Origin of the sequence: Paenibacillus thiaminolyticus, from assembly GCF_007066085.1 — a bacterium.
Classification (GTDB): Bacteria; Bacillota; Bacilli; order Paenibacillales; family Paenibacillaceae; genus Paenibacillus_B; species Paenibacillus_B thiaminolyticus.
In genome coordinates, this window is sequence record NZ_CP041405.1 from 3,294,421 (window position 1) to 3,320,106 (window position 25,686).

General features: G+C 55.3%; 19 protein-coding genes. 1 reads left to right on the plus strand and 18 read right to left on the minus strand.

Translation table 11 applies throughout. From position 1 onward, the window contains the following. Positions 1 to 250: 250 nt before the first annotated feature. The 14 genes from FLT43_RS14755 to spoIID form a co-directional block, all read right to left on the minus strand. The gene (locus FLT43_RS14755; RefSeq protein WP_087444343.1) at positions 251 to 3,883 is read right to left on the minus strand and encodes an S-layer homology domain-containing protein; all 3,633 of its coding nucleotides are present in this window, start codon (positions 3,881 to 3,883) and stop codon (positions 251 to 253) included. A gap of 203 nt (positions 3,884 to 4,086) precedes the next feature. Beyond that, positions 4,087 to 5,214, minus strand: coding sequence for a glycosyltransferase family 4 protein (locus tag FLT43_RS14760; RefSeq protein WP_087444344.1), 1,128 nt, complete (start codon positions 5,212 to 5,214; stop codon positions 4,087 to 4,089). Positions 5,215 to 5,328: 114 nt separating this feature from the next. After that, the gene (locus tag FLT43_RS14765) at positions 5,329 to 6,096 is read right to left on the minus strand and encodes a WecB/TagA/CpsF family glycosyltransferase (RefSeq protein WP_174818189.1); all 768 of its coding nucleotides are present in this window, start codon (positions 6,094 to 6,096) and stop codon (positions 5,329 to 5,331) included. 15 nt (positions 6,097 to 6,111) lie between these two features. Next, positions 6,112 to 7,320, minus strand: a complete 1,209-nt coding sequence (csaB, locus tag FLT43_RS14770; RefSeq protein ID WP_087444346.1) for a polysaccharide pyruvyl transferase CsaB — start codon at positions 7,318 to 7,320, stop codon at positions 6,112 to 6,114. Further along, complete coding sequence (locus FLT43_RS14775) at positions 7,296 to 9,296, minus strand: DUF5693 family protein (RefSeq protein ID WP_087444347.1); 2,001 nt, start codon at positions 9,294 to 9,296, stop codon at positions 7,296 to 7,298. Before FLT43_RS14775 ends, csaB begins: the two co-directional genes overlap by 25 nt. A gap of 187 nt (positions 9,297 to 9,483) precedes the next feature. Then, positions 9,484 to 9,915: a 3-hydroxyacyl-ACP dehydratase FabZ gene (fabZ, locus tag FLT43_RS14780; RefSeq protein ID WP_087444348.1), complete on the minus strand. Its 432-nt coding sequence runs from the start codon at positions 9,913 to 9,915 to the stop codon at positions 9,484 to 9,486. 281 nt (positions 9,916 to 10,196) lie between these two features. Continuing rightward, positions 10,197 to 10,712, minus strand: coding sequence for a CDP-alcohol phosphatidyltransferase family protein (locus FLT43_RS14785; RefSeq protein ID WP_087444349.1), 516 nt, complete (start codon positions 10,710 to 10,712; stop codon positions 10,197 to 10,199). Between the two features lie 170 nt (positions 10,713 to 10,882). Continuing rightward, on the minus strand, positions 10,883 to 11,281 hold the full coding sequence (locus FLT43_RS14790) for a DNA-directed RNA polymerase subunit beta (protein ID WP_087444350.1): 399 nt from the start codon (positions 11,279 to 11,281) through the stop codon (positions 10,883 to 10,885). 18 nt (positions 11,282 to 11,299) lie between these two features. After that, complete coding sequence (locus FLT43_RS14795; RefSeq protein ID WP_087444351.1) at positions 11,300 to 12,127, minus strand: flagellar hook-basal body protein; 828 nt, start codon at positions 12,125 to 12,127, stop codon at positions 11,300 to 11,302. A 21-nt stretch (positions 12,128 to 12,148) separates the two neighbouring features. After that, positions 12,149 to 13,015, minus strand: coding sequence for a flagellar hook-basal body protein (locus tag FLT43_RS14800; RefSeq protein ID WP_087444352.1), 867 nt, complete (start codon positions 13,013 to 13,015; stop codon positions 12,149 to 12,151). 45 nt (positions 13,016 to 13,060) lie between these two features. Continuing rightward, entirely contained in the window at positions 13,061 to 14,068 is a 1,008-nt protein-coding gene (mreB, locus tag FLT43_RS14805; RefSeq protein WP_087444353.1) for a rod shape-determining protein, read from the minus strand. A 201-nt stretch (positions 14,069 to 14,269) separates the two neighbouring features. Then, complete coding sequence (spoIIID, locus tag FLT43_RS14810; RefSeq protein ID WP_006674820.1) at positions 14,270 to 14,557, minus strand: sporulation transcriptional regulator SpoIIID; 288 nt, start codon at positions 14,555 to 14,557, stop codon at positions 14,270 to 14,272. Between the two features lie 348 nt (positions 14,558 to 14,905). Further along, positions 14,906 to 15,688: a M23 family metallopeptidase gene (locus tag FLT43_RS14815; protein WP_087444354.1), complete on the minus strand. Its 783-nt coding sequence runs from the start codon at positions 15,686 to 15,688 to the stop codon at positions 14,906 to 14,908. Between the two features lie 84 nt (positions 15,689 to 15,772). Continuing rightward, the gene (gene spoIID, locus FLT43_RS14820; protein WP_087444355.1) at positions 15,773 to 16,933 is read right to left on the minus strand and encodes a stage II sporulation protein D; all 1,161 of its coding nucleotides are present in this window, start codon (positions 16,931 to 16,933) and stop codon (positions 15,773 to 15,775) included. Positions 16,934 to 17,421: 488 nt separating this feature from the next. On the opposite strand from spoIID, the gene FLT43_RS14825 reads away from it, so the two are divergent. Next, positions 17,422 to 17,880, plus strand: coding sequence for a hypothetical protein (locus FLT43_RS14825; RefSeq protein WP_087444356.1), 459 nt, complete (start codon positions 17,422 to 17,424; stop codon positions 17,878 to 17,880). A gap of 980 nt (positions 17,881 to 18,860) precedes the next feature. On the opposite strand, the gene murA is transcribed toward FLT43_RS14825, so the two are convergent. The 4 genes from murA to FLT43_RS14845 form a co-directional block, all read right to left on the minus strand. After that, positions 18,861 to 20,189, minus strand: a complete 1,329-nt coding sequence (murA, locus tag FLT43_RS14830) for a UDP-N-acetylglucosamine 1-carboxyvinyltransferase (protein ID WP_174818209.1) — start codon at positions 20,187 to 20,189, stop codon at positions 18,861 to 18,863. 299 nt (positions 20,190 to 20,488) lie between these two features. Then, a complete protein-coding gene (locus tag FLT43_RS14835) occupies positions 20,489 to 20,749 on the minus strand; it encodes a DUF1146 family protein (RefSeq protein WP_006680135.1) in 261 nt (86 codons plus the stop codon). Between the two features lie 38 nt (positions 20,750 to 20,787). Further along, complete coding sequence (locus FLT43_RS14840) at positions 20,788 to 23,652, minus strand: S8 family serine peptidase (RefSeq protein WP_087444359.1); 2,865 nt, start codon at positions 23,650 to 23,652, stop codon at positions 20,788 to 20,790. Positions 23,653 to 24,139: 487 nt separating this feature from the next. Then, positions 24,140 to 25,684 carry an NADH-quinone oxidoreductase subunit N gene (locus tag FLT43_RS14845; protein ID WP_087444360.1) on the minus strand — a complete coding sequence of 515 codons (1,545 nt, stop codon included), beginning with the start codon at positions 25,682 to 25,684 and terminating at the stop codon, positions 24,140 to 24,142. Positions 25,685 to 25,686: the final 2 nt, after the last annotated feature.

Consider the following 25,686-nt stretch of genomic DNA (forward strand, 5'->3'; position numbering starts at 1 on the left):
CATTCCGCCGAGTTCCTTATGTACGAAGTTATGTAAGCAAGAACCATTCGTTGTCACAAGTGACAGTATAGCGCGATTCATTCCATTCGTCACGGGCTAATGTTTACCAACGAGTGTAAGTTCACCCATGAACAACAATTTCGCACAGCGCCTCACAGAATTGGGGACAATTGCAGATGAAGAAGAGCCGAAGCGCAGTTCGGCTCTTCCCTCCATTACCCGTAGCAGGCACGGGGCAAACATCACCAGCTTATTTCACTTTACCCAAAATGCGTTCGCCCATGACTGCGGCGTCGGCTCTCGTAAGATTCGACTTCGGATCGAAGCGGTAGGTCGGCTTCTTCTGGCCTTCCTGCATCTGATTCGGAATACCGTTGATGATGCCGGCCTTCGTCACGGCGAGAATAGGGCTTATGCTATAGTGATCGATGAGATTCGCATCAGTAAACGTCTTCTGCAATTTGGCGAGATCCTTATCCGGATCGCCAATCTTCAAGTTCAAAGCGCGCGAAATCATCACAGCAGCTTCTTGACGGGTCAGCTCGCCGTTCGGCATGAACAGACGCGGAGCGAGACCGCGGACAATCCCTTTGCGGGCGGCCGTCTCAATATAGCGGTAATCCCACAGCAGGTCCGGAACCTCGTAGTTGATCACATCATCGAAGGTCAAGTTGTCCTCATCGTAATCCAGCGGAATATTCAACATCTTCACGAGCATTGTCGCCATTTCGCCGCGCGTAATATTGTCATATACCCCGAACTCATTCAAGTTCTTCGCCTTCATGAAGCCGCGGGACATCATCAGCTCCAGGCTCTTGCGGGCATATTTATGCGAAATAATATCGTCATAGCTATAGCGGACCGCGAAGACGGCATAGTAGCCGAAGCCGTCGAACGGCGCCGTAATCGTCTTTTTCTTCGTATCCAGCTTGCCGCCGAGATTCTCCCAAAACTTGTTCGTATTGTTCCAACGCCATACGCCGACATTGCGCGCATGCTCGTTCACGATATTCGGATCATATTTAATCGTAATCGTGCCGCGTTGGGTCGGCTCCATCCACATCCGGTCGCCGCGTTCGTAGAACTTCTTCGCCTCATCATAAGGATGCGACGGGCTGACCAGCTTATAGTCCTGATTCAGAACGCTGTCTTCTGTGCTGAAATATCCCGCGTCGATCCAATAAAGACTGGAACCGAGTCCGAAATGCGCCTTCGGCAGCAGCATGGTGCGCGCTAATTCATCCGGATCGATCCGCCGCAGCTGGCCGTCCAGGAATTCATCGCTTCCGCCGGTTACCGGCTTGCGCACGCCGACCTGGTTCTCGCGCGTAATCGTCCGCCCGTCATCCGGGTCGGCGATGCCGAACAACAGATTCTGCTTGTCGAACAGTTGGATTTCCTTCGGCGTCTGACCCGGTTTAGGGTTCATGTCGCGGAGCATCGTGCCTTTCGGCAGCTGCACGACCAGATCCCCTCCGAAGGTGGACAGCTTGCCGTTCTTGCCGATCGTCGTCTTGTATTGAGCACCCGGCAGCGCGGCATCCGCATAATTAACCTCGATGGTGCCGTTAATCTTTTGCTTTCCCTGCACAACCGTAAATTTGATCTTATTCAGGCCTTTCTTGAGCGTAGTCTCGCCCCGGAAAATATCCTGCTCGCCCTTCACCAGCTCCTGCTTGCCGATAAGCACCTGATCCGCGCCTTCCGCACGAATACTTACCATTAAGAAGTTCTGGTTCACGACACTCTCGTCCGGCAGCTTCGGAGACAGGATCTCGAACGTGTTCTGTTCGCGCGTAATCTCGAGCGTCTGGCGGGCCGTCGTAACCCCTTTACGCACCTCGACGGTGACGTTCTTCTTGCCGGAAGTCGGGAACTCCAGGCTGTGCAGCAAGAACAAATAGGACCCTGTCGTCGTATTCTGTTCCTTGAACAGAATCGCCGGATTCGTATTCGGACTGCCGTTAGCAAAATCGCCCTCGCTCAACGTCGTAATCAGTTTGCCATCGATATACACATTCATCGAAGTTGCGTTCTGGATTTCCATCCATACGTCAGCCGAACGCTCCTTCGTGACATACTCATAATCTTTAATGAGCTTAAATTTCTGTTCCGTATCTTCCTTGTTCGGATTGGTCGGATCCTGCGCCGCCGGCACCGGATACATCTTCACAATCGCCGGAACATCCTTCGAGAAGAAGAATACGGTAATCGTATAACTGATCGGAACCCCATTCGCTACCCCGTCGAACGTAATCTTGTTCGGGCCTGCAACCAAGTCGCCCAGAGGGTGGGTGAATTTTCCCGTAGCGGTATCTACGTTAGTAAGATCCTCTTTTTTTCCGTTAAATGTAATGGTGAGCTTTTTCAATTCATCCCCGTTCTGCAGATTGAAATTGATAAGCTGCCCTTGAATCTCAGGCAGGCCATTCGCCATATCGAAGGTCTTGCCGTCATGCACGTTCGTCAACTTAATGTATGGACCTGGAGAATAGCTTACCTTAATCTCGTAAATCTCCCCGCCGACCTCGATTTTCAGCGTTTGATCCCCGGCCGGCATCGCATCGATCCGGATCACCGGCTCGCCGTTAACGGTTTTTAGATCAGGATTGCTTTGGAATTCGGTGGTCCCCACCTGCTTGCCATTTTGCCAATCGGTGATCTTAACTGGCTGACCATTATAATTATTCAGGTCCAGCTTCAGATACAGCGGCAGCTCGAACACCGTGCTGTTCTGCGCGAACGTCGCTTCGGCGCCGAACGACACCGTGTTTCCGCTCTCCTGCGGATTGAACAGCTGCTTCACGCCCAGGATCTCGGCCGCATTCGCGTCTCTGACCGTGAAGTGATTGTTGAAGACATTCGTTTTGCCGTCATAGGCGACCTTTAAGTTCAACTTATATTTCCCGGTATCGGCCGGAGAAGCTGTACCAGCCGTCTCATATTCATAAATGATATAAGTCGAGCCCTCTTCCTTCTTCGTCACGTTCATGATGCTGGTCTCATTGAAAACTTCGGTACCGTCACTATTCTTCGTGATGGCCACATCGACGGTAGGCGTCCCAGGCGTGTTGTTCTGCTGCGCCTTCGGCACAATGAACTTCCCTTTGACCGTGCCGCTCACCGGAGCGGACACATAGTGGTTCGCCGTCGCGTCAATCGCGCTGGTGCCGATGAAGGTGTCATAGCCGGTAAGTACGCCATTGAACGAGATAACATGGCGCGTAATCGTATAAGTCAGGTTGCCGTTGGTGGCTACGATGACAAGCTCGTTCAGGCCGGGCTGAAGCGCAATCCCGGAAGATACGAACATGCCCGCGCCGCCGTTGAACATTTGACGCCCGTTGAGGGTTACCGTCGACGCGTTCGGCGCCTTCAGGGACAGGGACGCGGTGTCGCCTTTCACAATCAGCGGCACGCCGGACTCGAGAATTCTGCCATCCGACAGCTTAATATCCGAGATAGCCGGCGCATTGCTGAACTCTACAAAGGCGCTCGCCTCTACGGTGTTACCATTTGGCCCCAGACCGGTGATCGTTACGATATTCAAGCCGGTCTTCAGCGGAACCGCGCGGAAAATAAACGAATTGCCGGTAATAATCGGCTTCACATCGGTTCCGTATGTCGTGTGCTCAATCTTCCCGTTTACTTCCAAATCAACCCGGTAGCCGATCGAGCTGGAGGAGACCCCGTTAAAGGTTCCTTTCACTTCAACCGTTTCGGTATTGACCTGGGTCGGATGTTCTTTGGCTGTGCTCAAATTATCAAAGTGAAAATATCTGGCACCATCTTGATCTGCCGCTCTGGCCGTATCCAGCGGAATCGACGCGGATATCAGCGCAACGACGAGCAGCAAGTACAATGGTCTAAGCCACGCACGCATTGTATCGCCTCCATATGACTGTATTGATTCCAAACGCTACATACCCCTTTTTATCGGTTCCGCATCGCATATTTTTTAGACAAATTCCAAAATCGAGTTAAATTATTGACGAAAAACTATCGCCCGGCGCATTGGCAAAAAAAGCATAAAAAAGCTTGCTCCACAACCGGAGCAAGCTTGGTTCTAACTACAACGCGATTCGATTATTTCGACCGCGAATCCGCATTCGCCTTCACGCGCATGCGATGAATCATATTCAAGAGCGGCCGCTTCGTCTTGCTAACGATGCCGATGACCTCAGCGCCGAGCTGAAGCGAGACAATCAGAATGCAGATGACGACAAACGTTACCCAGTTCGCATCATGCGAAGCCGCCACCGACTGAATGATGGCAAGTACGCCGAAGAACGTGGCAATGGCATAGATGATGAGCACCGTCTTGCGGTGGCTGAAGCCCAGCTCGCGCAAGCAGTGATGCAAATGCCCCTTGTCCGGTGCGAAAATCGGCTTCTTCTGCACCGCTCTGCGCACGATCGCGAAGAACGTGTCCGACAAAGGAACGCCAATAATCAACAGCGGCGTAATAAACGATACGATGGCAATCTGCTTAAAGCCGAGCAAGGACAATACCGCCAAGCTGAATCCGAGGAACAGCGATCCGGTATCCCCCATAAATATTTTCGCCGGGTGAAAATTGAAGAACAAAAACCCGATAATGCTGCCAAGCAGCACGGCACACAACAAGATAACCATCGGATTGCCCATGAAGACTGCCATGACGAGAATGGTGGCAATGGAAATGGCGGATACGCCAGCAGCCAACCCGTCCAGCCCGTCAATCAGGTTAATGGCGTTCGTCACGCCCACGATCCAGAAGATCGTCAGCGGAATGGCAATCCATGATTCGATATTCCAATACTGGTCGCCGAACGGCACGTTGACGAAGTCAACCGTCAGATCGAAGCCGAACACGACGACGCAGGCGGCGATGATCTGGCCGACCAGCTTCACCTTGGCACTCAATTCAAAGCGGTCATCCAGCGCGCCCGTCAGCACGATAATGGCGCCACCGGAGAGCAACGCCCATATTAAGCTGGAATCACGGTGTCCGAACAATATATCAGGAACAAATAATGCCAATAAACATAACGTGATAACAAAAGCAGCAAAAATTCCTAAGCCGCCCATGCGCGGCATAATGCGGGTGTGCACTTTACGTGCATTGGGCACGTCGACTGCACCGACTTTTATCGCGAACTTCTTAACTAGCGGCGTCAAACCGGTGGCCAGCAGCAAAGCAACCAGTCCACCTACTACATATACGGTTATCATCGGTTGTTCCAACCCCCATTTATGGTACCGGATTGAATTATACTCCGTTCATAAGGGAAACACCAACAGCAGATTATGGAGCATTCTTACGAAATCATAAGCATAGGCTCCATTTCATTGCACTTTTGTCACCTTATCTTTATCGCGTATCACTTTCCAAGCGAACTTCGGCAAGGCCAGCATTCGGCCGAAGCGCTTCGGCTCCCGAAGCAGGCGGTAGAGCCATTCCAGCCGCAGCCTCTGCATCCATGCCGGGGCGCGCTTGCTTCTGCCGGAGATGACATCGAAGCTTCCCCCGACGCCCATCATTAACGGAACCTTCAGCTCATGCCGATACTTCGCAATCCACGGCTCCTGCGTGTCAAGCCCGCGGGCGACGAACAGAATATCGGGAGCGGCCTCGCGGATGGACTGAATGACCGCCTCATCCTCCGCTTCGCCGAAGAAGCCGTCACGCACGCCGGCGATCTCGACCAGCGGGTATTGCTGACGCAACCGTTCCGCTGCGGCGTGAACCACGTCAGGCGCCGCGCCGAGGAGAAAGACCTTCCAGCGGCGCACCTCGCCTGCCTTCATCAGCTCATGCAGCAAGTCGAAGCCCGTGACCCGCTCCGCGACCGGATCGCCTACATAGTTCGCGGCCCATACGATGCCTGTCCCATCTGGAATGATGAGATCGGCCTGCTTCATGACACTCATGAACTTAGGATTCTCCAATGCCTCCATCACCATGATCGGATTGGCTGTAATCAGTTGGATCGAATGCCCGCTTTCCATTACATTCCCCAGACAGGCAACCGTATCCTGCATATTCAGCTTCGAAAAGCGGATTCCATATATAGACACAGCAGGTATTTTCGCCAGACTGTCGATATGGCCCATCATGCATCACCCACTTTATTTCTTCTCATGCAGCTTGCGGACGATATGTTGCGCAGGCGTCATCGCTTCGCGCTTCAATGCTTCAATCGCGTTCCGATGGTCCTCCCGCCAGTCGTCTGCACCATCCAGCAGCTTCACCAGTTCATCAGCCGCAGCCTCGCTGTCGAGACTGTCCGTCGAACCGGCCGCCGTCATGCCAAGCCGGTGGAGGAACTGGTCAATCTTCGGATCATAGGATATGCCAACCATCGGAACCTCCTGAGAAGCGGCATAGATGAGCGAATGCAGGCGCATGCCGACGAGCGCGCGGCAGCGGCTGACCTCGTACAGCATCGCCTGCGGATGCTCCTGAGCGGGGCACAGGCTCATCACCGAGCCGCCGCCCCCCGCCTCTTCACCTTGGGCGGAATCCGCATCCCCGTTCCAGGCAGGAACCTCTTCCCGCAGCAGGTCCATGACATACTGCGACGCTTCCGTATCGGCCTCCCCGTGGAACGGGAGCATGCGCAGATGCACAGCCCGCTGGCGGGCCGCCTGCTCCAGCAGCCCCGCTATCGCCCGCATATCCGAGCGATCTTCCTTCCAGAAGCGGAGCGATACGCCCACGATCGGACGGCCGGCCGTATCGAAGCCCTGCCCGTCCCCTTCCGCATGCGGTCCGTTCTCCCTCATGGCTCCCCGGCCTTGTGGAAGCTCCAGCCCCATGACCGGGTCGGGAACGACATCGATGCGTTCCCGCCCCACGCCCATGCAGGCCAGCAACTCCGCCGACTCCGCATCGCGGACGGACAGATAAGCCGACTTGTTGAACACGCGGCGGATATAAGGGTAGAAGGCCTGTCTTCCGACCGGCCCCACCCCTTGCGCGTAAATGAAGGTCGGCTTGCGGAACCACTGGGCCAGCTTCAATACCGCCAAATAATACGGTATCGTCTTCCAGCTTGTCGCATCCTGCAGCAGACTGCCGCCGCCGCTGATCAGGCCGTCGCATTCGCGGATCGCGCCGAGCAGCTCGACGGGCTTCATCCGATGCGCGGCTTGCACCCCGTACAGCCTGGAGGTCGCCACCGGATCGCCCGATAGCACAATCGGTTGAATCCGGAGGCCCTCCTCCTGGCCCGCCCGCTCCAGCGCGGTCAGAATCGAGAGCAGCACGGCCTCATCCCCGCTGTTGCCGAATCCGTAATAGCCGGACAGCGCTATGCTTCGAACTTCGGCCGCCATGACTCCCAACACCTTTCAATGATAGTCCAGATCAGCACGAAGATAAGGGCGACCACGATGCCAAGCCCGATGCCCAACACCGTGCGAATCAGCGAAATCATGACCGGAGTATGGATGTGGGCGAACGTATCCACCATGGACAGCTGGCCAATGGAGCCGATGATGAACAGATAGACGCCGAAGCGGTAGCGATACGCAATGAAGGCGCCCGCAATCAGCAGCGGATGGGCCATCAGGAACTCCTTATTGCGCGGACGGACGCCAATCGTATTTTCGAGCAGGGCCCGGAAGGTCGCTTCTCCCGGAAGCAGCGTTCCGGCATTGCCAGTGCGGGACAGATAGAACAGCCCAACCCCACCGACGATACCCAAAGCCACGACCCACAGTACGGTAATCGGCGTGAACAGCCAACGTTTGCCTTCCTTAAACACCGATTCGCCCCGATACAGGAACACATACAGCGCAGTCAGCACAATCGGCACGAAATGCAGCAGGCTGACGCCGCGGAACTGCTCCAGCACCAAGCTGTACGTAATGTTGTTCAACATCGCAATCACGAACGGAACCGCCATCAGCGACAACACCGTTGTACGAAGGAACAATGCGAGCGCTTTGGCCAACCGGGCTCCCCCCGCGGTAATCGTCGGGCTCATATCAACCCGCCGGACAGCAAGCACCATCGCAATCGTCGGCGCGCTGATGGCGACTCCCAGGGCGAGCGCCTGCTCCAGCAGATTCGGCTTCAGTACGAACAAGCCTGCGCTGCCGATCAAGCCGATAAGGAAGGCTGGCAGCATCACATAAGGAACGAAGAACGAGATCATCAGCGCGATCAGCGCGACTCCGCCGATAAGAACCAGCAGCTTCGCGTAACGCTGCCATGGCGCGTCGACGACATGGAACGCTTCCGCCTGCCCCAACGTATATCCATTGGCTTCAATCGAAGCAATGGCATGGCCCGGTTCCTTCAAGCTGTGAACCATATTGTCAATCGAATTGACGATTTCCGCTTTGGTGAAGTCTTTCTTCACCCCGATATTGAAATAAATCATCCGAATATTGCGGTCCTTGGTCGCGAGAGACAAGCGATCACCCAGCACATCCGGCTCATTGAACGCTTCCTGATCGGTAATGGAATGCAGGCGGATGGCATTATAGTCTGTCAAATACGCCAGCCTCTTCATTCCTTTTTGCTCCACCTTCAATCCTTCGATGGCGGCAATCGCGATATCATATTTTTTCAACAAATCAGCAAATGCAGTCAGGCTATTCATTTCCAGATCATCATTGAACCCCTTGACCGACTCGCCGTCGAAAATAATGGTCTTTACGCCGATATCGTGATAGCTCTTCAGCAGCGCATCCACCTGCTCCTGATTGTACGGGAGCGCGTCAGACAGCCGCGGCACAATGTGGAAGCCTTTGGCGAGCAGCTGCTCAACCGCAATCGGATCCTGCGGCAGCGGCTTCATGGACGCGCTCTCTACAGGCGCCTCGATAATAAGGCCATTTCTCCCGCTCCACAAGCGCACATTTATATCGAGACCGAGGAATGTTTTCTCGATCATCGGGGACAGCTGCTCCGCATACTCCGGACTCGTGAAGAGCAGATATGTATAATTTTCATTAAGAGGCGGCGTCTTCTGATCAAGCAAAGCCGCATCCTGAGAGTTATACAGCAGGACGCGGTTGGCATTGCGAAGCTCGGCCAACGAACTCTCGAACATGGCCATCGATACGACGCCGGCTTCCTTCAACCGATCAAGCTGTTCATTCATATAATTCGCCGGCTGAGGCGCGTAAGCGGCAGCCTCCACCAGGTTGCGATAATTCACGATCAATTCAACTTGATTCGATGATTGCTCCGTCTGAACCCGCTGGACAGCAACCGGTATGGCAGCCACCAATCCGACGATGACAAGCAGCCACAGCCACTTTTTCATGCGGCGGTTCCATCTTTCCAACTGTTGAAACACGAAGTTCCCTCCTTAATCCAATACCGGCACGGATGTCTCATGTCGACAAAGCCCGCCCAGACCCGAGAGCATATGACCTCGTTCGACAGGAACAAGACATAACGAGTCGATCACGGATCGCTTATCGTATAGAATAACCGAACCATGCCGAATCATTGCATGAAGATCCCGATTCCGTACCTTTCTTCTAAGTGCGGTCCGCCAGCGCGAACATCAACTCGCCTTCCGCGACAACCTGGTCACCCACCTTTGCTACGGCTTGCCCTTTGCCGACGCTTCCTTTCAGACGAGTAATCTCGACCGACAGTGTCAGCGTATCCCCTGGCACAACCTGCCCGCGGAACCGGAAGTGATCGATGCCGGCGAAGAAGGCCAGCTTCCCCCGGTTCTGCTCCAGCTTCAGAATCGCAACGGCCCCGACCTGAGCCAACGCTTCCACAATCAAGACGCCAGGCATGACCGGATAGCCCGGAAAATGTCCGGCGAAGTGCGGCTCGTTCATCGTGACATTTTTGATGCCGACCGCCCGCTTGCCTTCTTCCAGCTCCACGATCCGATCCACCAGCAGAAACGGATAACGGTGAGGGATAATTTCTTGAATTTGCTCAATATTCAGCATGTGTACATGCTCCTTTCGATAAAATTAGGACTCGCATGAATAAAAGCGGTCCTTCCCGTCTACACTAACATCATCCTTCATGACTGCAGGCGTGAAGGTTAAGATAGAGAGCTTCCCCAGCGGCGAGGCGCTGTTACGGGAGGCTCTTTGTATTCTCATGGGTGTGAACACGCTCTTGTCGTCTGCAGGACAGACGGGTTAATGCCGGTATCCGGCCTCTCTCTAAATGGTTACAGTTTTTCGCTGCCTTTTTGTCTCGCGAGGCATGGGCTCACCGCCGTTTATGCTTCGCTCTTTCGGTTCACACGGATGACGAGAACGAGATACATGAAAGTCGTGACGAAGGAGAACAGAATGACGCCCCATAGGATGGCATGCGCTTGCGGCCATTGAAAATAAATGAACAATATGGCGATATAATACAATACCGTCGTCAGCTTGCCCATCCAGTTGGCGGGAACCGTCCGCTTGCCTTTGAAATGCATCAGCGCCGCTCCCGCGATCATCCCCGCATCGCGCACCAGCATCGCCAGCGCCGCAGCGATAGACAGATCGCCGGCCCACAACAATGACAGCATGACCGTCAGCATCATCAGCTTGTCCGCCAACGGATCAAGCATCATCCCTACCGAAGTCACCATATTATGCTTGCGGGCCAGATATCCATCGAGAATATCCGTAAGCCCCGCCAACAGCCAGATTCCGAATGCGGCGAACCGCTCACCGAAGAAGAACAAAGCCAAAAAGACGGGGATAAGAACGAATCGAACCATGGTCAGCGCATTAGGCAAATTCAAACGTAAGACCCCCAGTTCCCCCCATATTACAGTTCCTCCAACTCATTATACATGCCTGTTATTAAAATGAAAACCGCACACAGCTCAAGCGCAGAACGGGCCAAATCGGCGCCGGAAGCCGACGAGAGAGAGAAAAACACATAAAAAACCCCGCCAAAGCGGGGCCGACATCAGGCAAACACCAGTTGAAACAGGTGTCTCCACGTATCAAAATTGAGCGCTTCCGCTACCGTGCCCTTACCTACGACGACGTATCCGGTGATCAACCCTGCAATCAGCGTCAACACGCACGTCAGCGGAACAATAACCAGACGGACCAACCATTTGACCGAACTGCGCGACTTCTTTTTCGCGGTTCCGTTGGATTGTCCCTCTGTTTTCTCTGTATTATTACGGCGCTGCGGCTTGCGTGCGGCCGTCCGCTCCGCCGCTCCATGAGCCGGCCTCGGTGCACCCGCATTCCTTGGCTCCCGCGGAACCGTCTCCTCTCCCCGTCTGCGCGCAATGCGCTGCAGCGAGATATCCTGCTGCTCCGGCTCGTAACCCGGCAGCTTCTTCCCGTCACTCATTGCTATTCACCTGCTTCATTACGCACGCAGACTATTGGCCAGCCCCCACATCGCATCACCCGACATCAATGCCCGCGAAGCCAACTGATAGGCCCGCTGCGCCTGAATCAAATCCGCCATCTCGTCCACCATCGACACGTTCGATTCTTCCAGCATGCCCTGCATCACATAGACGTGGGGCGCATTCGGATCTGAACGATCCCCGGTCAGATTCAAGGTCTCCACGATCGTGTTCCGGTCGGCTCCCTGCGGCAGCACATACAGATTGTTCTCCGTCTGCACGAGCAGCTCCGGCTTCAGCGGCCGAACCACCTTAATCTGTCCGAGCTCCTCGTCCGGCTCGCCTGTCTTCACGCCGAACACCCGGCCGGCCTCATCGATCTTCATCTCATAGCCCGCCGGAATGCGAATCTCCGTATCGTTGGTGCTCATGACGGGATGACCTTCAGCGGAAGTAAGAATCCGTTCATCCTCATCTATTATATAATGGAAAGAACCTTCGCGCATCCATGCCGTTCCGGTTGGGGTCCCTACTTCGAACAACGCGTTCCCCTGCAAGGCCACATCAGTGCTGACTCCGGTATGCTGCAGCGAGCCTTGGCTCATGTCGCGGCTCAGGTCGGTCAGCATCGAGCCGTATCCGAGCGTATATCCCATCGGGGTGACCCGCCCAGGCTGCCGGAAGTCATCATTATGCTGCTGCACGTTGGTCAGCACGTCGGCGAAGGATGCCGTCTTGCGTTTGTATCCCTTCGTATTCAAGTTCGCCACATTGTCCGCGATGATGTCCAGCTTCCGCTGAAGACCATTCATCGAGACTGCAGCCGATATCATTGTCTGATTCATGTCGTTCCTCCCGCCCTGGCGTTAGACTCGGCCCACTTCATTGACCGTCTTGTCCAGCGTTCTGTCATAGAACTGCACAACCTTCTGATTCGCTTCATAGGCACGGTATGCCGTCATCATATCCACCATCGATTGTGCCGGATCCACGTTGGAACGCTCCAGCACGCCTTGGCGTATCTCCACGGCATCGCCTGCCGCCACCGGGGTAGACTGGGCGGCGCCTTCCTGCAGCCGGAAGCGGCCATTGCCGGCCCGAAGCAGATCATTCGGATTGTCGATGCGGCTTATAAGCAGATCTCCGCCTGCGATCGCCGTGCGGGTCCGGATATCGAATAATTGTCCTTCGCCGTTCACCTGGATGAACTCCAGAGCTTGTTCATTCTCCAGGACGATCGGCGCATTATTGCGGTTGAGCACCAATGAACCATCTGACGTGACCAGTTCATTTTGCGCATTCATATGAAAACGGCCGTCACGGGTGTACATGATCTCATCCCCGGCCTGCACCGTGAAAAAAGCTTCCGGCTGGAATACAGGATTGCCGTTCGCATCCTGGCCCTTGCCCGTCGCATCGAAGGTAACGCCTGGCACCTGGATATCGGAGAGCAGCGCGAAGTCGCCCGGTTGCTTCGTCTCCAGCAGATCGCCCTGCATAAAGATCAAGCGGCTCTCTTCCGCGAAGACGCCCGTGTTCAGCCGGCCGATCGTCTGCCCTTGGGCCGGATCGTTGCCCCTTAAGGTCAGCAGCATCTCAGGAAAGGATCGGCTTACTTCATTAACCGCCTTATACCCTGGTGTCTGCAGGTTAGCCACGTTATTCGTCACTGTGTCATGCCGGCGCTGCTGGGTAACCAGACCCGATGCAGCGGTGTATAATCCTCTAATCATGGAAGCTCCTCCCGTAACTGTAGACAATATACCTTGTATATCGGATTATAGGAACCGTTTCTTAATGACTTTATCCAAATTATCGAGCATCATGCCCGTTCCCTTGACGACGCAATGCATCGGATCTTCTGCGATCAGCACCGGAACCTTCAGCTCTTCGGCCAACAGCTCGTCCAATCCGTCCATCAGCGCGCCTCCCCCGGTCAGTATCACGCCGCGATCGATAATATCCGCCGACAATTCCGGCGGTGTCCGTTCCAATACCGATTTGGCGGCTGCCACAATGGAGGAGATCGGATCCCACAAGGCTTCACGCACTTCATTCGACGTAATCGTCACCGTATAGGGCAGGCCGGATACCATGTCTCGGCCCCGGATATCCATCTCGCGCTCATTGCCGGATCCCGACGGGCGAACCGTACCGATGTTGACCTTAATATCTTCGGACGTGCGCTCCCCGATCAGCAGCTTGTACTTCTGCTTGATATAGCGCATAATCGCGTCATCGAACTTGTCCCCCGCGACTTTAATAGAAGAGGCGGTCACGACATCCCCCATGGACAACACGGCCACGTCGGTCGTTCCGCCACCGATGTCGACGACCATATTGCCGCTCGGCTGGAATATATCCATGCCTGCGCCAATCGCCGCCGCCTTCGGCTCCTCTTCCAAAAATACTTCCTTCGCGCCGCTCCGCTCGGCCGCTTCCCGGATCGCTTTCTGCTCAACCGAGGTAATGTTCGTCGGGGCGCAAATCAGAATCCGTGGATGCGAGTACCATTTGCGGCCGCCGACGCGTGAGATGAAATGCTTCAGCATCGTTTCCGTAATTTCAAAATCGGCAATAACGCCGTCCTTTAAGGGACGGATCGGCACAATATTGCCCGGAGTCCGTCCAACCATTCTTCTCGCTTCTTCCCCAACGGCTAGCACCCGCTTGGCATCGCTCTCAATCGCCACGACGGCCGGCTCGTCGAGCACAACCCCCTTCCCCTTGACATGGATCAGAACGTTCGCCGTCCCTAAGTCGATTCCGATATCCTTGCTTAGCATAAGTTCAAGAGCCTCCACATTCATTTTTCAACTGATTTTCGATGAAATCCGACCGATTCCTGCATAATATTTACTCATCGTTTACCATATCATACTAAGAGCGCTGGATTCAATGAAAGAATGAAGGAGGATCTGTCTTATTCGGAACAAAGCCAGGAGGCGATACGATCCGGCGGCGATTCGCATGTTCGGAACTGCCGGTCAGGACTTCCCTGCCGTCATCACTTCACGTTTTTTTGAGCTCGATTTCTTGTATTTGATCTTGGTCGCTTCCCCTCCCCGAAGATGGCGCACAGATTTATGGTACTCGAGAATGTGCTTCACCTGGTCCGCCAAATCGGGATTAATCTCGGGCAGCCGTTCGGTCAGATCTTTGTGTACCGTGCTCTTGGATACGCCGAACTCTTTGGCGATAGTGCGAACCGTATGCTTGGTCTCGACGATGCAGCGGCCGATTTTTATGGTCCGTTCCTTGATGTAATCGTGCACGTTCCCGCCTCCCTCTACTCGGTTTAATTGGTACATTATATGAGTGGGCCGCACACTTATGCGTTGTTGGACCGCCTGACAAGCCTGGCTTAACCGATAAATTTGACAAGACGGGGAGGAGAGCCCCGGGAGACGGGGGTGGAACCTCAACACTTGTCCTGTCCAAAAATGGCGTTGCCATGCGGAAAAATTCGGAGCCGAATACCGTACGGAAGCGATCTCCGGAGGGCTGTCCACCGAAATAGAACCATCTGAAAAAAATTTAATCCAGGCTGTCCCGCTCCATCCCCTGGAACGGCAAGAGGCGGAAGCATGTTCGCTTCCGCCTCTTCCGGAGAATGGAGAAGATTAGTTTTTCGCCAGCAGACTCGTCGGATTAACCGGCTTGTTATTGTCGTACACTTCAAAGTGCACGTGCACGCCCAATGCTTTCTCCAGCTCGCTCCGTCCGGCCGTTCCAAGCGTGTCGCCCTTCTTGACCGTATCGCCTTTCGCGACTTTGACATCCGCCAGACTTTGATAGACTGTCTTCATGCCGCCGCCGTGATCCACTTCCACGACGAAGCCGTTTTTCGGGTGCTGCTCGGAACGGGTAACTTTACCGCTCATCGCAGACAGGACGTCGAACGCTTTCTGATCTTTGCGGGCCAGGTCGATTCCTACATTCGGCGTGAAGGTCTGTTCGAACTCTATCAGCGCCGCCGCTTGCTCTTCCTTGCTGGCCGTCTCATCATAGTAGGACATGACGACGTCTACTTCCTGCGCGTCTTTGACCGGCCATCCCAACGTCTCATTGGATGCGACCACTTCGACTGCGTCTTCGTTGACCGTTCCCTCCGCCTGTGCTCCGGAATCTACCACCGTCTGATCGACCTGCGCCGTCTCCGCGTTCGGGTCGAGCGGCCGGTTCATATCCTGGTAGACCCACACTAACGTTAGGATGATTGCTGCTGCGGCCATGTACAAAGCAGGAAAGACCCATCGCTTGGACAACAGCTTTCTCCATGTGGAAGTGTGAACCGCCTGCGCTCCCGGGATTGGTTTGGAAGCTTCCGGCATGTTCGCTGCATTGTTAGCCGATGAACTGGTTGTGGATTTGTTTTTCGAGTTGTTTTGGTTTTGTTCACTCATTTGTGATCACCTCAGTAACCATTGTTACCGGGGCTATCGCTTTTATACGTGCAAGTTTGCTAATTTTTTAGATTCATAGTTCTCTTACGAGGATGGCCGGTTCGCGGTTAATAACTTCGAAGCTTTGTCCAACTGCACCCCTGTATAATAGTAGGTCAATATCCGCTCGGCCGCTGCTCCCTGCTTCGCCATGCCCTGGGCCCCATACTGGCTCATGCCGACGCCATGGCCGTAGCCGTATGTCGTGATGCGCAGCTTGTCACCGTCCCGCTCCCAATCGAACCCGCTCGAACGCAGATTCAACTTCTCCCGGATCTCCCGGCCGCTGAAGCTCTTTGATCCGAATTGAACCTCATCCACCCGCTTCCCCGCGGTGCGGGATAGGATGCGCACATCCTCCGCCAGCCCGTCTCCAGCCACTGTGCCCGAGAACGCGCTTCCCGCTCCGCCTCCGCCCTGCCGCGAGGCTTGGGCCAGACCCGGTACTGCGGCCGGAGTCAACCCGAGCTTTTCCAGGACTTCGTTCTGCGCGAGTTCCACCGTCTCGGCGTACCGTGGAGACTCGGCCTGATCCCAAGGGCTGGGCACACTCTTCAAATAGGGCACCGGATTCTTCCAATAATCCTCGGCATTCTCGGTATAGCCGTTGCTCGTCGAGAAGAAGGCGGCCATAATCGGCTCCCCTTGATAGGTTACCACTTGATCCCGCGTCTCATTGACAGCCCGGTTGAGCTTCGCGATCGTGCGCTCCGGCCGCTTCGCCAGCTCGGCCAGCGGGATGTACACCTGATGGGCGACGGTATCCGTCACGTCAGCCCCTTCAGGGACGCCGGCGGTGTCGCCAGTCCGAAGGCGGCGCACGATATACGTGCGGGCAGCGATCGCCTGCGCCTTCAGCGCCTCCAGCTCGAAGTCGGCCGGCATCTCCGCCGCCAGGACGCCGCGTACGTATTGCTCCAGCGGGACGCTCTCTATCTTGCGCGGATTCGCTAGATAGACGCGCACTTCCGTCCCGCCTTCGGGCGTGCCTGTCAAGGGCGGCGCCGGGCCGGGACCAGTCTCCGCGGCGGGCGGCCGATCCGCCAGCCGGTCTACCAGCCCTAGCGGCAGCAGCACCGCCAGCGCCACCAGACCTGCCGCCCAGAGGACGGCTTGTCCCAGCCCGTCGTTCCGCCGGGACAATCGCCTTGCCCCAGAACCGCCCTTCCACCGCTTGGCAGACATCCGTGTCAGCAGCATCGTCATTGATTCTCTCTCCTTATCCACCCAATGACTCCCTCTGTCTATGAACCCGATATAGAGGGAAGGGGGTAATCTACTTCCATCCTATGCTTTTTTGAGAGACGAAAGAACCGGAATCTGACAAGCTTTCTTCGCAGTCTGGCCGTGGAACGATCTCGGTTACAGGCTATCCGTATTTAGGGTATTTAGGGTATTTAGGGTATTTAGAGTATTTAGAGTATTTAGAGTATTTAGAGTATTTAGAGTATTTAGGGTATTCAGCGTATTTATCGTACCTATCGTATTTTTCCGTTTTCCCGTATTCATTTTCGATTGGCCGCGGTCGATATTATGTACGGCAGCCTGCTCAAGAAATCGAAGGTTCTCGCACCAGATTGGAAGGGGAGCGCACCATTCGCTACCGCATCTTCTGTTCCGCTTCTTCGCTATCACAGCCGACTTTTTGAACAGCGCTTGCAGGAGAATCAAATGGAGAAGGAGATGGAGAAGCAATGAAGATATCTATTTCATTGGACGGCTTTGAAGGACAGGAAGTGGAGGCGAGGGCCAACGGCTTGGGCAAGCAGCGATTATTCATCAACCACCAGCCGGTGCCCGTCGGCAAAAAGGGGCGGATGACGCTCCGGAGAAATGACGGAACAGAAGTGATCGCGACATGGAAAAACAGCTTCATCGGGGATCTCCCGAAGTTGGTCGTGGACGGAAGCGCTATTGAATTAGCAAAGCCCTTGCCGTGGTATGTCAAGGTATGGTGTGCGTTGCCGCTTGCGGTTATCGCCTTCGGCGGAGCAGTCGGCGGCGCCCTCGGCGCATTAGGGATGATAGCGAACTTCGCCCTCTTCCGAACGCATCTTCCTGTCCTAGCTAAATTCATCACGACGCTGCTTGTGACGCTTGGTTGTGCCGCCGGATGGTGGATAATCGCCATGGCGGTGACCGGAAGACTGTGAGGGGAACTGAGGAAGAAGCGCAAAATCACAGAAAGGGACTGTCCCCTATTCATTAAATGCGGCCGGAGGTAAGGCGGGACGACAGAGAGTGTGGAGACGGGGAAGAAGACGGGAAAGAAGAAGATGGGAAAGACGCAGCGGGGAAAGCGGCGGTAAATGGATGAGGCGGCGAAATCCTGCGTTTATCAGGCTGTTGGTAAGAGACCGCGTCGGATCCTGGGGGCATCATCGCCTTCAGGAAGCATCATTGCCTTCGGGAGGCACCGTTGCCTGCTGAGGCTTGAACGTGTGGAGGGAATTGCTGCTATTTTACAGGAATTTCGCCTCAATGAGTCCACATCCCGAGGAATTGCTGCAAATCTACATCATTTTAGGCCCTTTTGCTTCAAGCCGAAATGAAACGGGTGAAATTCCTGCAGTTTTGCAGGATTCCCTTTCTGGTCAAGTCGTCCATATCGAATTGCTGTATTTGCGCAGGATTTCGCTTACTGAATAGGTTGTAGAAATCGTGCAATTTTGCAGATTTCGTTTACTGAATAGGCGTGTCTGGAGAAATCGTGCAGTTTTCAGGCCGTTGGAAAACCCCCTGTTTTTTATTAAGGGGTGAGATTGTCCATTTTCCTACTCAAAACTTGGAGCCGTAGCGTTTTAAATGGATTTTTTCTACGGAGAGACGAGATCCACCACATAAAAAATGAAGTGCCAAAAAATCCCTTGGACTTTCTCAACAGCCTGCGTTTTGCAGGAATTTCAGTACCAGAGTAAACGTCACCAGGAAAAGCTGCATTTTCGCAGTTTTATCGGCAAATCGAGCTGTGAGAAAAAAGAGGGCTACCTCACTGTAGCGAAAAACTACTGGTGGGACAGCCCTCTCTTGCTTCATGAAGACTGGATCCGCCGCATCCGAATCTGCGCCGGGGCGAATCCAGTCCGTATCAATTACAGCTATTACCGTAAGGAGAACGAAGCGGAAATCCGGCTTACGCCCAGGTCGGCTGAGCGCTGAACAGCGGAATCTCCTGTTCTTCCTTCACTTCCTGCGGCTGCTCCTCAAGCGAGACGCGATAAATATCGGCTCCAAGCGCGGACAGCTTCTCCGCGATATTAACATAGCCGCGGTCGATATGCTGCACCCCGCTGACCTCGGTCGTTCCTTCCGCCACGAGTCCGGCACAGATTAGGGCCGCGCCTGCGCGCAGGTCTGTCGCGCATACCTTCGCCCCGACGAGCTTGGCGCCTCCCGTGACGACGGCGGTGCGTCCGTCGACCTTAATGTTCGCCGACATTAGATTGAACTCATCGACATGCATAAAGCGGTTCTCAAATACCGTTTCCGTGACGACGGAGGTGCCTTCTGCCACGAGCAGAAGCGCCATCATCTGCGACTGCATATCCGTAGGGAAGCCCGGATAAGGCAGCGTCTTCACGTCTACGGCCTTGAGCGGCCGTTCGGCCCGAACCCGGATTCCATTCTCGTCCGGTTCGATCTGTACGCCCATCTCTTCCATCTTCGCAATGACTGGACCGAGATGATCGGCAATGGCTCCCTCAACGTACACATCCCCGCCGGTCATCGCCGCCGCCACCATATAGGTGCCTGCTTCGACCCGATCCGGGATGACCGTATGCTCAGCCCCGTGCAACTGCTCTACACCTTCGATGCGAATGACTCCGGTGCCCGCGCCCCGTACCTTGGCGCCCATCTTGTTCAAATAGTTGGCCAAATCGACGATTTCCGGCTCGCGGGCCGCGTTCTCAATCGTCGTCGTGCCTTCGGCTAGCGTAGCAGCCATCATAATATTTTCAGTCGCGCCGACACTCGCCACGTCCAAATAGATCTTGGCGCCCTTCAGTCGGCCGTTCACTTTCGCTTCAATGTAGCCCTGACCCAATCCAATCTGCGCACCCATCGCTTCGAAGCCCTTCAGATGCTGATCGATAGGCCGCGTTCCAATCGCACAGCCACCAGGCAAGGAGATCCGTGCCTGACCCGCGCGGGCCAGCAATGGGCCCATCACGAGGAACGACGCCCGCATCTTGCGCACCAGCTCATACGGAGCTTCATACGAGTGAAGATGCTCTGCGTTTACGCGAATGGTTTCATTGGAATATGTAAGGTTGGCTCCCAGCTTCTCCAACACATGGTGTATCGTCTTGACATCGTCGAGTGGAGGCGCGTCACATATTACACTTACGCCATGCTCTCCCAATAACGAAGCAGCGATGATCGGCAACACAGAATTCTTTGCGCCGCTTACGCGGACGGTTCCCGTCAATCGCTTGCCTCCGCGGACGATAAATTTGCTCATCATGTTTCCCTCCGCGCCTTTTTTCGCCCCATCCTCACATCACTGTACAAGATGGTAGGTCTCTCTCTTGCCCAACCCTCATCATACCATCGCCTAACGGGCCCGACAAGCGATATTTTTCGACATACCCTGCCACAATTTACTTGGGGCTACTCCCATTGTTGACATCTTTATTCGATGTTATTCGACAAGCACCGAATCCAGCCTGCCGTCCCCCACACTCTGCCAACGGCAGGGCAGCGGCAGGACGGCTGCCGGCTTGCGGCGAATGTTTTTTCATTTCCTCTTAACCACAATCGCTACGCTCCAAACAAATAACGCACGGACTGCGTCCAGCCCCAGTAATCGATGAAGAATCCCGCCACTGCGCGCCCGACGATAATCGCCAGAAGCAAATGCAGCATTTTGCCCTGCGGGCTCTGCGGATGGCGGATGAACAGATCGAGCTTGACATGCTGCAGCGACCACCAGGCGACGCCGATGCACAGCAGCGTGACGAGCATATTCACTACTCCGCCCCAACCGACAGCTGCCGATATGTTCGACCACGAATTGTCCATAACCGAGCCTCCTTAAAGAGAGGTTGTTCAAAAAGTCGTTACCGCAGCGCGACGAGCATCGACACGAACTCCGCCCGCGTCGCCTGCCGCTCCGGAGCGAACATGTCCCCGTCCATCCCCTGGATGAGGCCCTGCTCCTTCATAGCGGCCAGCATCGGAGCGGCCCAATGGCTCACGGGCACGTCACGGAACGGAGCCTCCGCCGGGCGCTCCGGCTTAATTCCGAGCGCCTTCCCCATCATGACGGCCATCTCCGCCCGCTTGACCGGCAGACCCGGACCGAAGCGGCCGTTGCCGATGCCGCCAGTGATTCCGGCCTTCGCGACCCGTGAGACATCGGCGTAAGCCCAATGCTTCGCCGGAACGTCCGTGAAGGTTGGGGCTCCCTGAATGCTTCCGCTCAGTTCGAAGGCTTTGGCCAATACGGCCGCCGCTTCGGCCCGGGTAATCTGCCGGTTCGGACGGAACAGCGCCTCGTCATAGCCCGAGATCCACTTGGAACGGACAGCCTCCACTATCGCCTCCTGAGCCCAGTGGCCGCCGATATCGCGGAAGCCTTCAACCAACGGCTCGGTGCTGAAGGACAACCGGTAATATTTCGTATCGAACTTCTTATCCGTCGTCAGGCGGACATAATACGTCCCCGGCTCCAGGACAGCGCCCGCCAATATCTGCTCCAGCTTGGCGCCGCTTTGCGCGCTGGCGATCTTCTTCTGCTCCTTCGTCATCACCGTCATGCTGACGTTCCGGGCGGACGGAATGTTCTTCAATGCCACCTTGCCATAGACCGGACTCTTGACCGTGAACTGGAACCAGTCCACATCGCTGTCCTTGTCGAATACGCCGACATATTCGGTGCCTTCGCTCATCGTGACCGCTTCATACATCTTGTCGTTCGGTTCATTCGGATCGGTGTATTGCGTGATATATTCCACATGCAGCTTATACTCGCCTGCGACCGGTTCCGGATGCGCCGTGACGACATTCTGCACTTGAATATAATATTTCCCCGCGGGAAGATCGGTCAGCACAGCCGATTCCGACCGTCCCTCCTTCTCTTCGTCGATCCATTGCGTGCGAATATGCGAGCCGCGCACCTCCAGCGCCGGATCGATCCGCACCGTATCCACGCTGACCTTCAGGCGCAGCGTGCCTTTGCGCGGCAGCTGAATCATATACCAGTCGACATCGCCCGTATGGCCGAATGTGCCGACAATATCCTGCGTTCGGGCCGGAATCGTGTAGGCCTGGTACTGCAGGTCATTGGATTCGAACGGATCCTCGTAAATAAAGAACCGGGAAGACAGCTTATAGGACAGCGTTTCCTTCCCTTCATAGCCTTGATGCTGAAGACGGATCATGTTCAGACCCTGCTTCACCGGAATAACGGTCTTCTTGCCGCCCGCGTCGCTGTATGTCTTGCCTGCGCTCTGCTTCCCGACATAATGCGTCGCCTGAACAGTGCCCTTCCCTTGGATCCGCTCCAGCGAGAGCTGCAGCGTCCCTTCGTAAGGGGCATCGACCGCGAACCATTGGGTTCGCTTATTCGGGGCGAATACACCGCTGAGCGACGTGTCGATAGGGAACACGCGCGCGCTGCCGCGAGTCGTATTCGTGCCGAAGGCTTGCTCATCGTAAGGGATGCGGAGCGCCTCGTCGACGCGCAGCAGGCCGTATCCGCTCTGCCGATCCCAGCCTGGCGATTCGATATTCTGCGCGGTGCGGCGAAGATGCTCCCGAATCTGATATGGCTTCAGTCCGGGATATTTGCTCCACAGCAGGGCGGCCGCCCCGGCCGCTTGCGGCGCAGACATCGATGTTCCTTCTTCCGCCTTGTAGCCGCCGCCGAGCGCTGTCGTATAGACATGCCACGGTGCGACCAGATCGACCTCCGGCCCTGTGTTCGACCGCGGTTCTACCAGCAGATCGGGCGAGCTTCCTCCGACAGCGAGCACAGTCGGATAGGCTGCCGGATATTTGACCTCCACCTTCTCCTGGTACCGCAAGCCGTCATTGCCCGTGGCCGCGACGAGCAGCACGCCCTTTTTCTCGGCGTAATTCACGATATCTTCCATATATTTCGAATAACGATACAGTCCTACTGACATGACTACAATTTTGGCTCCGTGATCGACAGCGTACAGTATGCCTGCACCTAATTTGTCTTCATCCCCGTAGCCTTGGGCATCCAATGCCTTAATCGGCATAATCTTCGCGTTCCACAGCACCCCCGTGGTACCCTTCCCGTTATTCCCCACCGAGGCAAGCACGCCTGCTACGCTGGTGCCGTGGCCATTATCATCCATAGGCAGGCCTGCCTCCAGCAGGTTCGTGCCTTTGACGAGATTATGCTTCAGATCAGGGTGGTTCAGGTCCACTCCGGTATCTACTAGCGCGATCGTAATATTCGAGTTGCCCTTGGCCTGCGCCCATGCCTTATCCGCCCCGATCTGGCGTAAATAACTCTGCTGGGAATAGAGCGGATCATTGGGCTTGACGCTCGCGTTCAGCGTCCGAACGGACTGATTCGGTTGAACATATTCAACATGCTCAGACTGTCTCAGCGTCTCCAGCCATTCCCCGGCGGCCTCCGCCTGATGCGGCTTGACGATCGAGATATTGATCGCCTGCTGCTCGCTTACGATGTCGCTGTTCGCCAGCAGCCGTTCATCGTGATGTCCATTTTTCCATTTTATAATCCAGGAGTCGGCTGCCTCTTCCTTCGCGGCGCTTTCCTTCCGCATCTCGCTTAAGGAGAGAAGAGTGCCTTCCTTCCCCGCCCGGTCGACCGGCCGCAGATTGCGAATCTCTGCCTGCAGCGGAGTCAAGGAGTTCACCAGGACAAGCAAGGCCAGGGCTGCAACCAACATCGATCCGACGGCTGTTCGCCATCGTGTCTTCATAACTTTCATCCCATTCCAATCATTCAGGTTATGCACGGATGCCGTGCATCATTCAGAGGATGATTAAACCAGACCGTCACCCTGCTGTCAATCGGTAAACCTTGCTTGTTGACAGACCCTTCCTGTCAGTCATGTCATTCGCCATGGAGCCCATTGCTATTGTACGGGATGCCGAATGACTGCACAAGGCGTCGTAAGATATATAAGATTCGTCACACGAAAAGGACAATCCTTTATTTACAGGCAATATAGTTCCCTGGTCCTATCATCGACATATTGTGCAACGACGGGCTAGCAAAGCCTGCCCCCAGGCTATCGCGAATCAGCCGCCAGCGCCCATTTGCAAGGAATCTGGGGCATGAAATCCGGTGAAGCCGTCGTATATTTTTGTGCGGGAAAAAGCGCCGTCTGTTCGCCGCCTGCCCGATAAAAACAGAAAAGCCCCTGAACCTGGTGCCCAGGTTCAGGAGCCCAAATGACTCATTTTTTATCTCACCAGCAAATCGGCCCCGATGGAGAATACCCGGCTTAGCGCATGGATGACCGGGTTCGGGAATGCCCCGAGCCCGACAATCGCAAGGACACATACAATGATGACGAGGCCTTGCGTCCATGGGATGCGCACCGCTTCCTCATTGCCCCCGCGCATATACATCTGGCGAATGAAGCCGAAGTAGAAATAGAAGGAGACGACGCTCGCGACCATCATGACGATAGCGATCCAGAGCGTGTGCGAGGCAATCGCTCCGAGAATAATGAACAGCTTCCCGAAGAAGCCCGCCGTAACCGGAATCCCGGCCAGCGACAAGACGATCACCGTCATCGCGACGGCCAGCCACGGCGAACGGTAGTAGAGACCCGCATAGCCGCTTAGATGATCATGCCCGGATGACCGCTCGACAACCATATGAACGGCAAAGGCTCCGAAGGTCATCAACAGATAGGCGATAAGATAATAGATGAATTCCGCGAAGTTCGACGCGTGCAAATGCTGGCCGAACAAGTTCAGACTGACCGGAACAAGCAGATAGCCTGCGTTCGCGATTCCGGACAAGGCCAGCAGCCGCTTGACGTTGGCCTGGCGAAGCGCCATCGTCGTTCCGACGACCATGGACAAAGCTGCGATGGACAGCAATATCGTCGACAAGTCCGAATAAATGGCCATATCCTGGCCCAGACCGAGATACATACTGTAGAACATGCGGAAAATGACAGCCAGCGTCGCCGCTTTGGACACGACGCCCAGAAAGGCGGATATCGGCGTCGGCGCGCCCTGATACACATCCGGGGCCCAGGCATGGAAAGGAGCCGCCGCGATTTTGAAGCCGAAGCCGACAATCATCAGGATGAAGCTGACATATATGAGCGGCTCGAACCCGGCGGTCCGATCAGCCAAGGCATGGGCGATTCCATTGAATGCCGTGCTTCCGCTGATTCCGTACAGGAACGACATCCCGTATAAGATAAAGGCCGAAGCGACGCTTCCGAGCACTGTATACTTGAACGCGCTCTCCGTCGATTTGCTGTCATTCTTTTTCATCGCCACTAAAATATACGACGTGATGCTGAGCAGCTCCAAGCCGACATAGAGCGTAAGCAGGTCGCCGGACGATGCCATCATCATGCCTCCGATGGCAGCAGGAAGGAGCAAATAATAATACTCTCCCCGGTTCGGCAGCTCTTCCTTGCGCAGATTGCCGAAGCTCATCATAATGACGAAGCCGACGCCAATCAGGATGATGGCCTTCACGATCAGGGCGAAGCCGTCGATGCGATAGCTGTGCTCGAGCAACTGCACTGCCTGCGCGGCTTCTGCCGTCAGCTTCGCCCGTTGATACAGCTTGAGCAGGACGAAGCCAAGCGATACGGCGATGGCGAGCAGCGAGAGCACGCCCATGACGTCGCGATGGATGCGGCGGGGAAGCGCCAGGTCAATGAGCGAGATGACAATGGCCGCAATGACTAGCGTAAGCTCAGGCGCCAGCAGTGCGAGATCGGCCAAATGCAGCAGTTGAACATGTGGCGTATCCATGA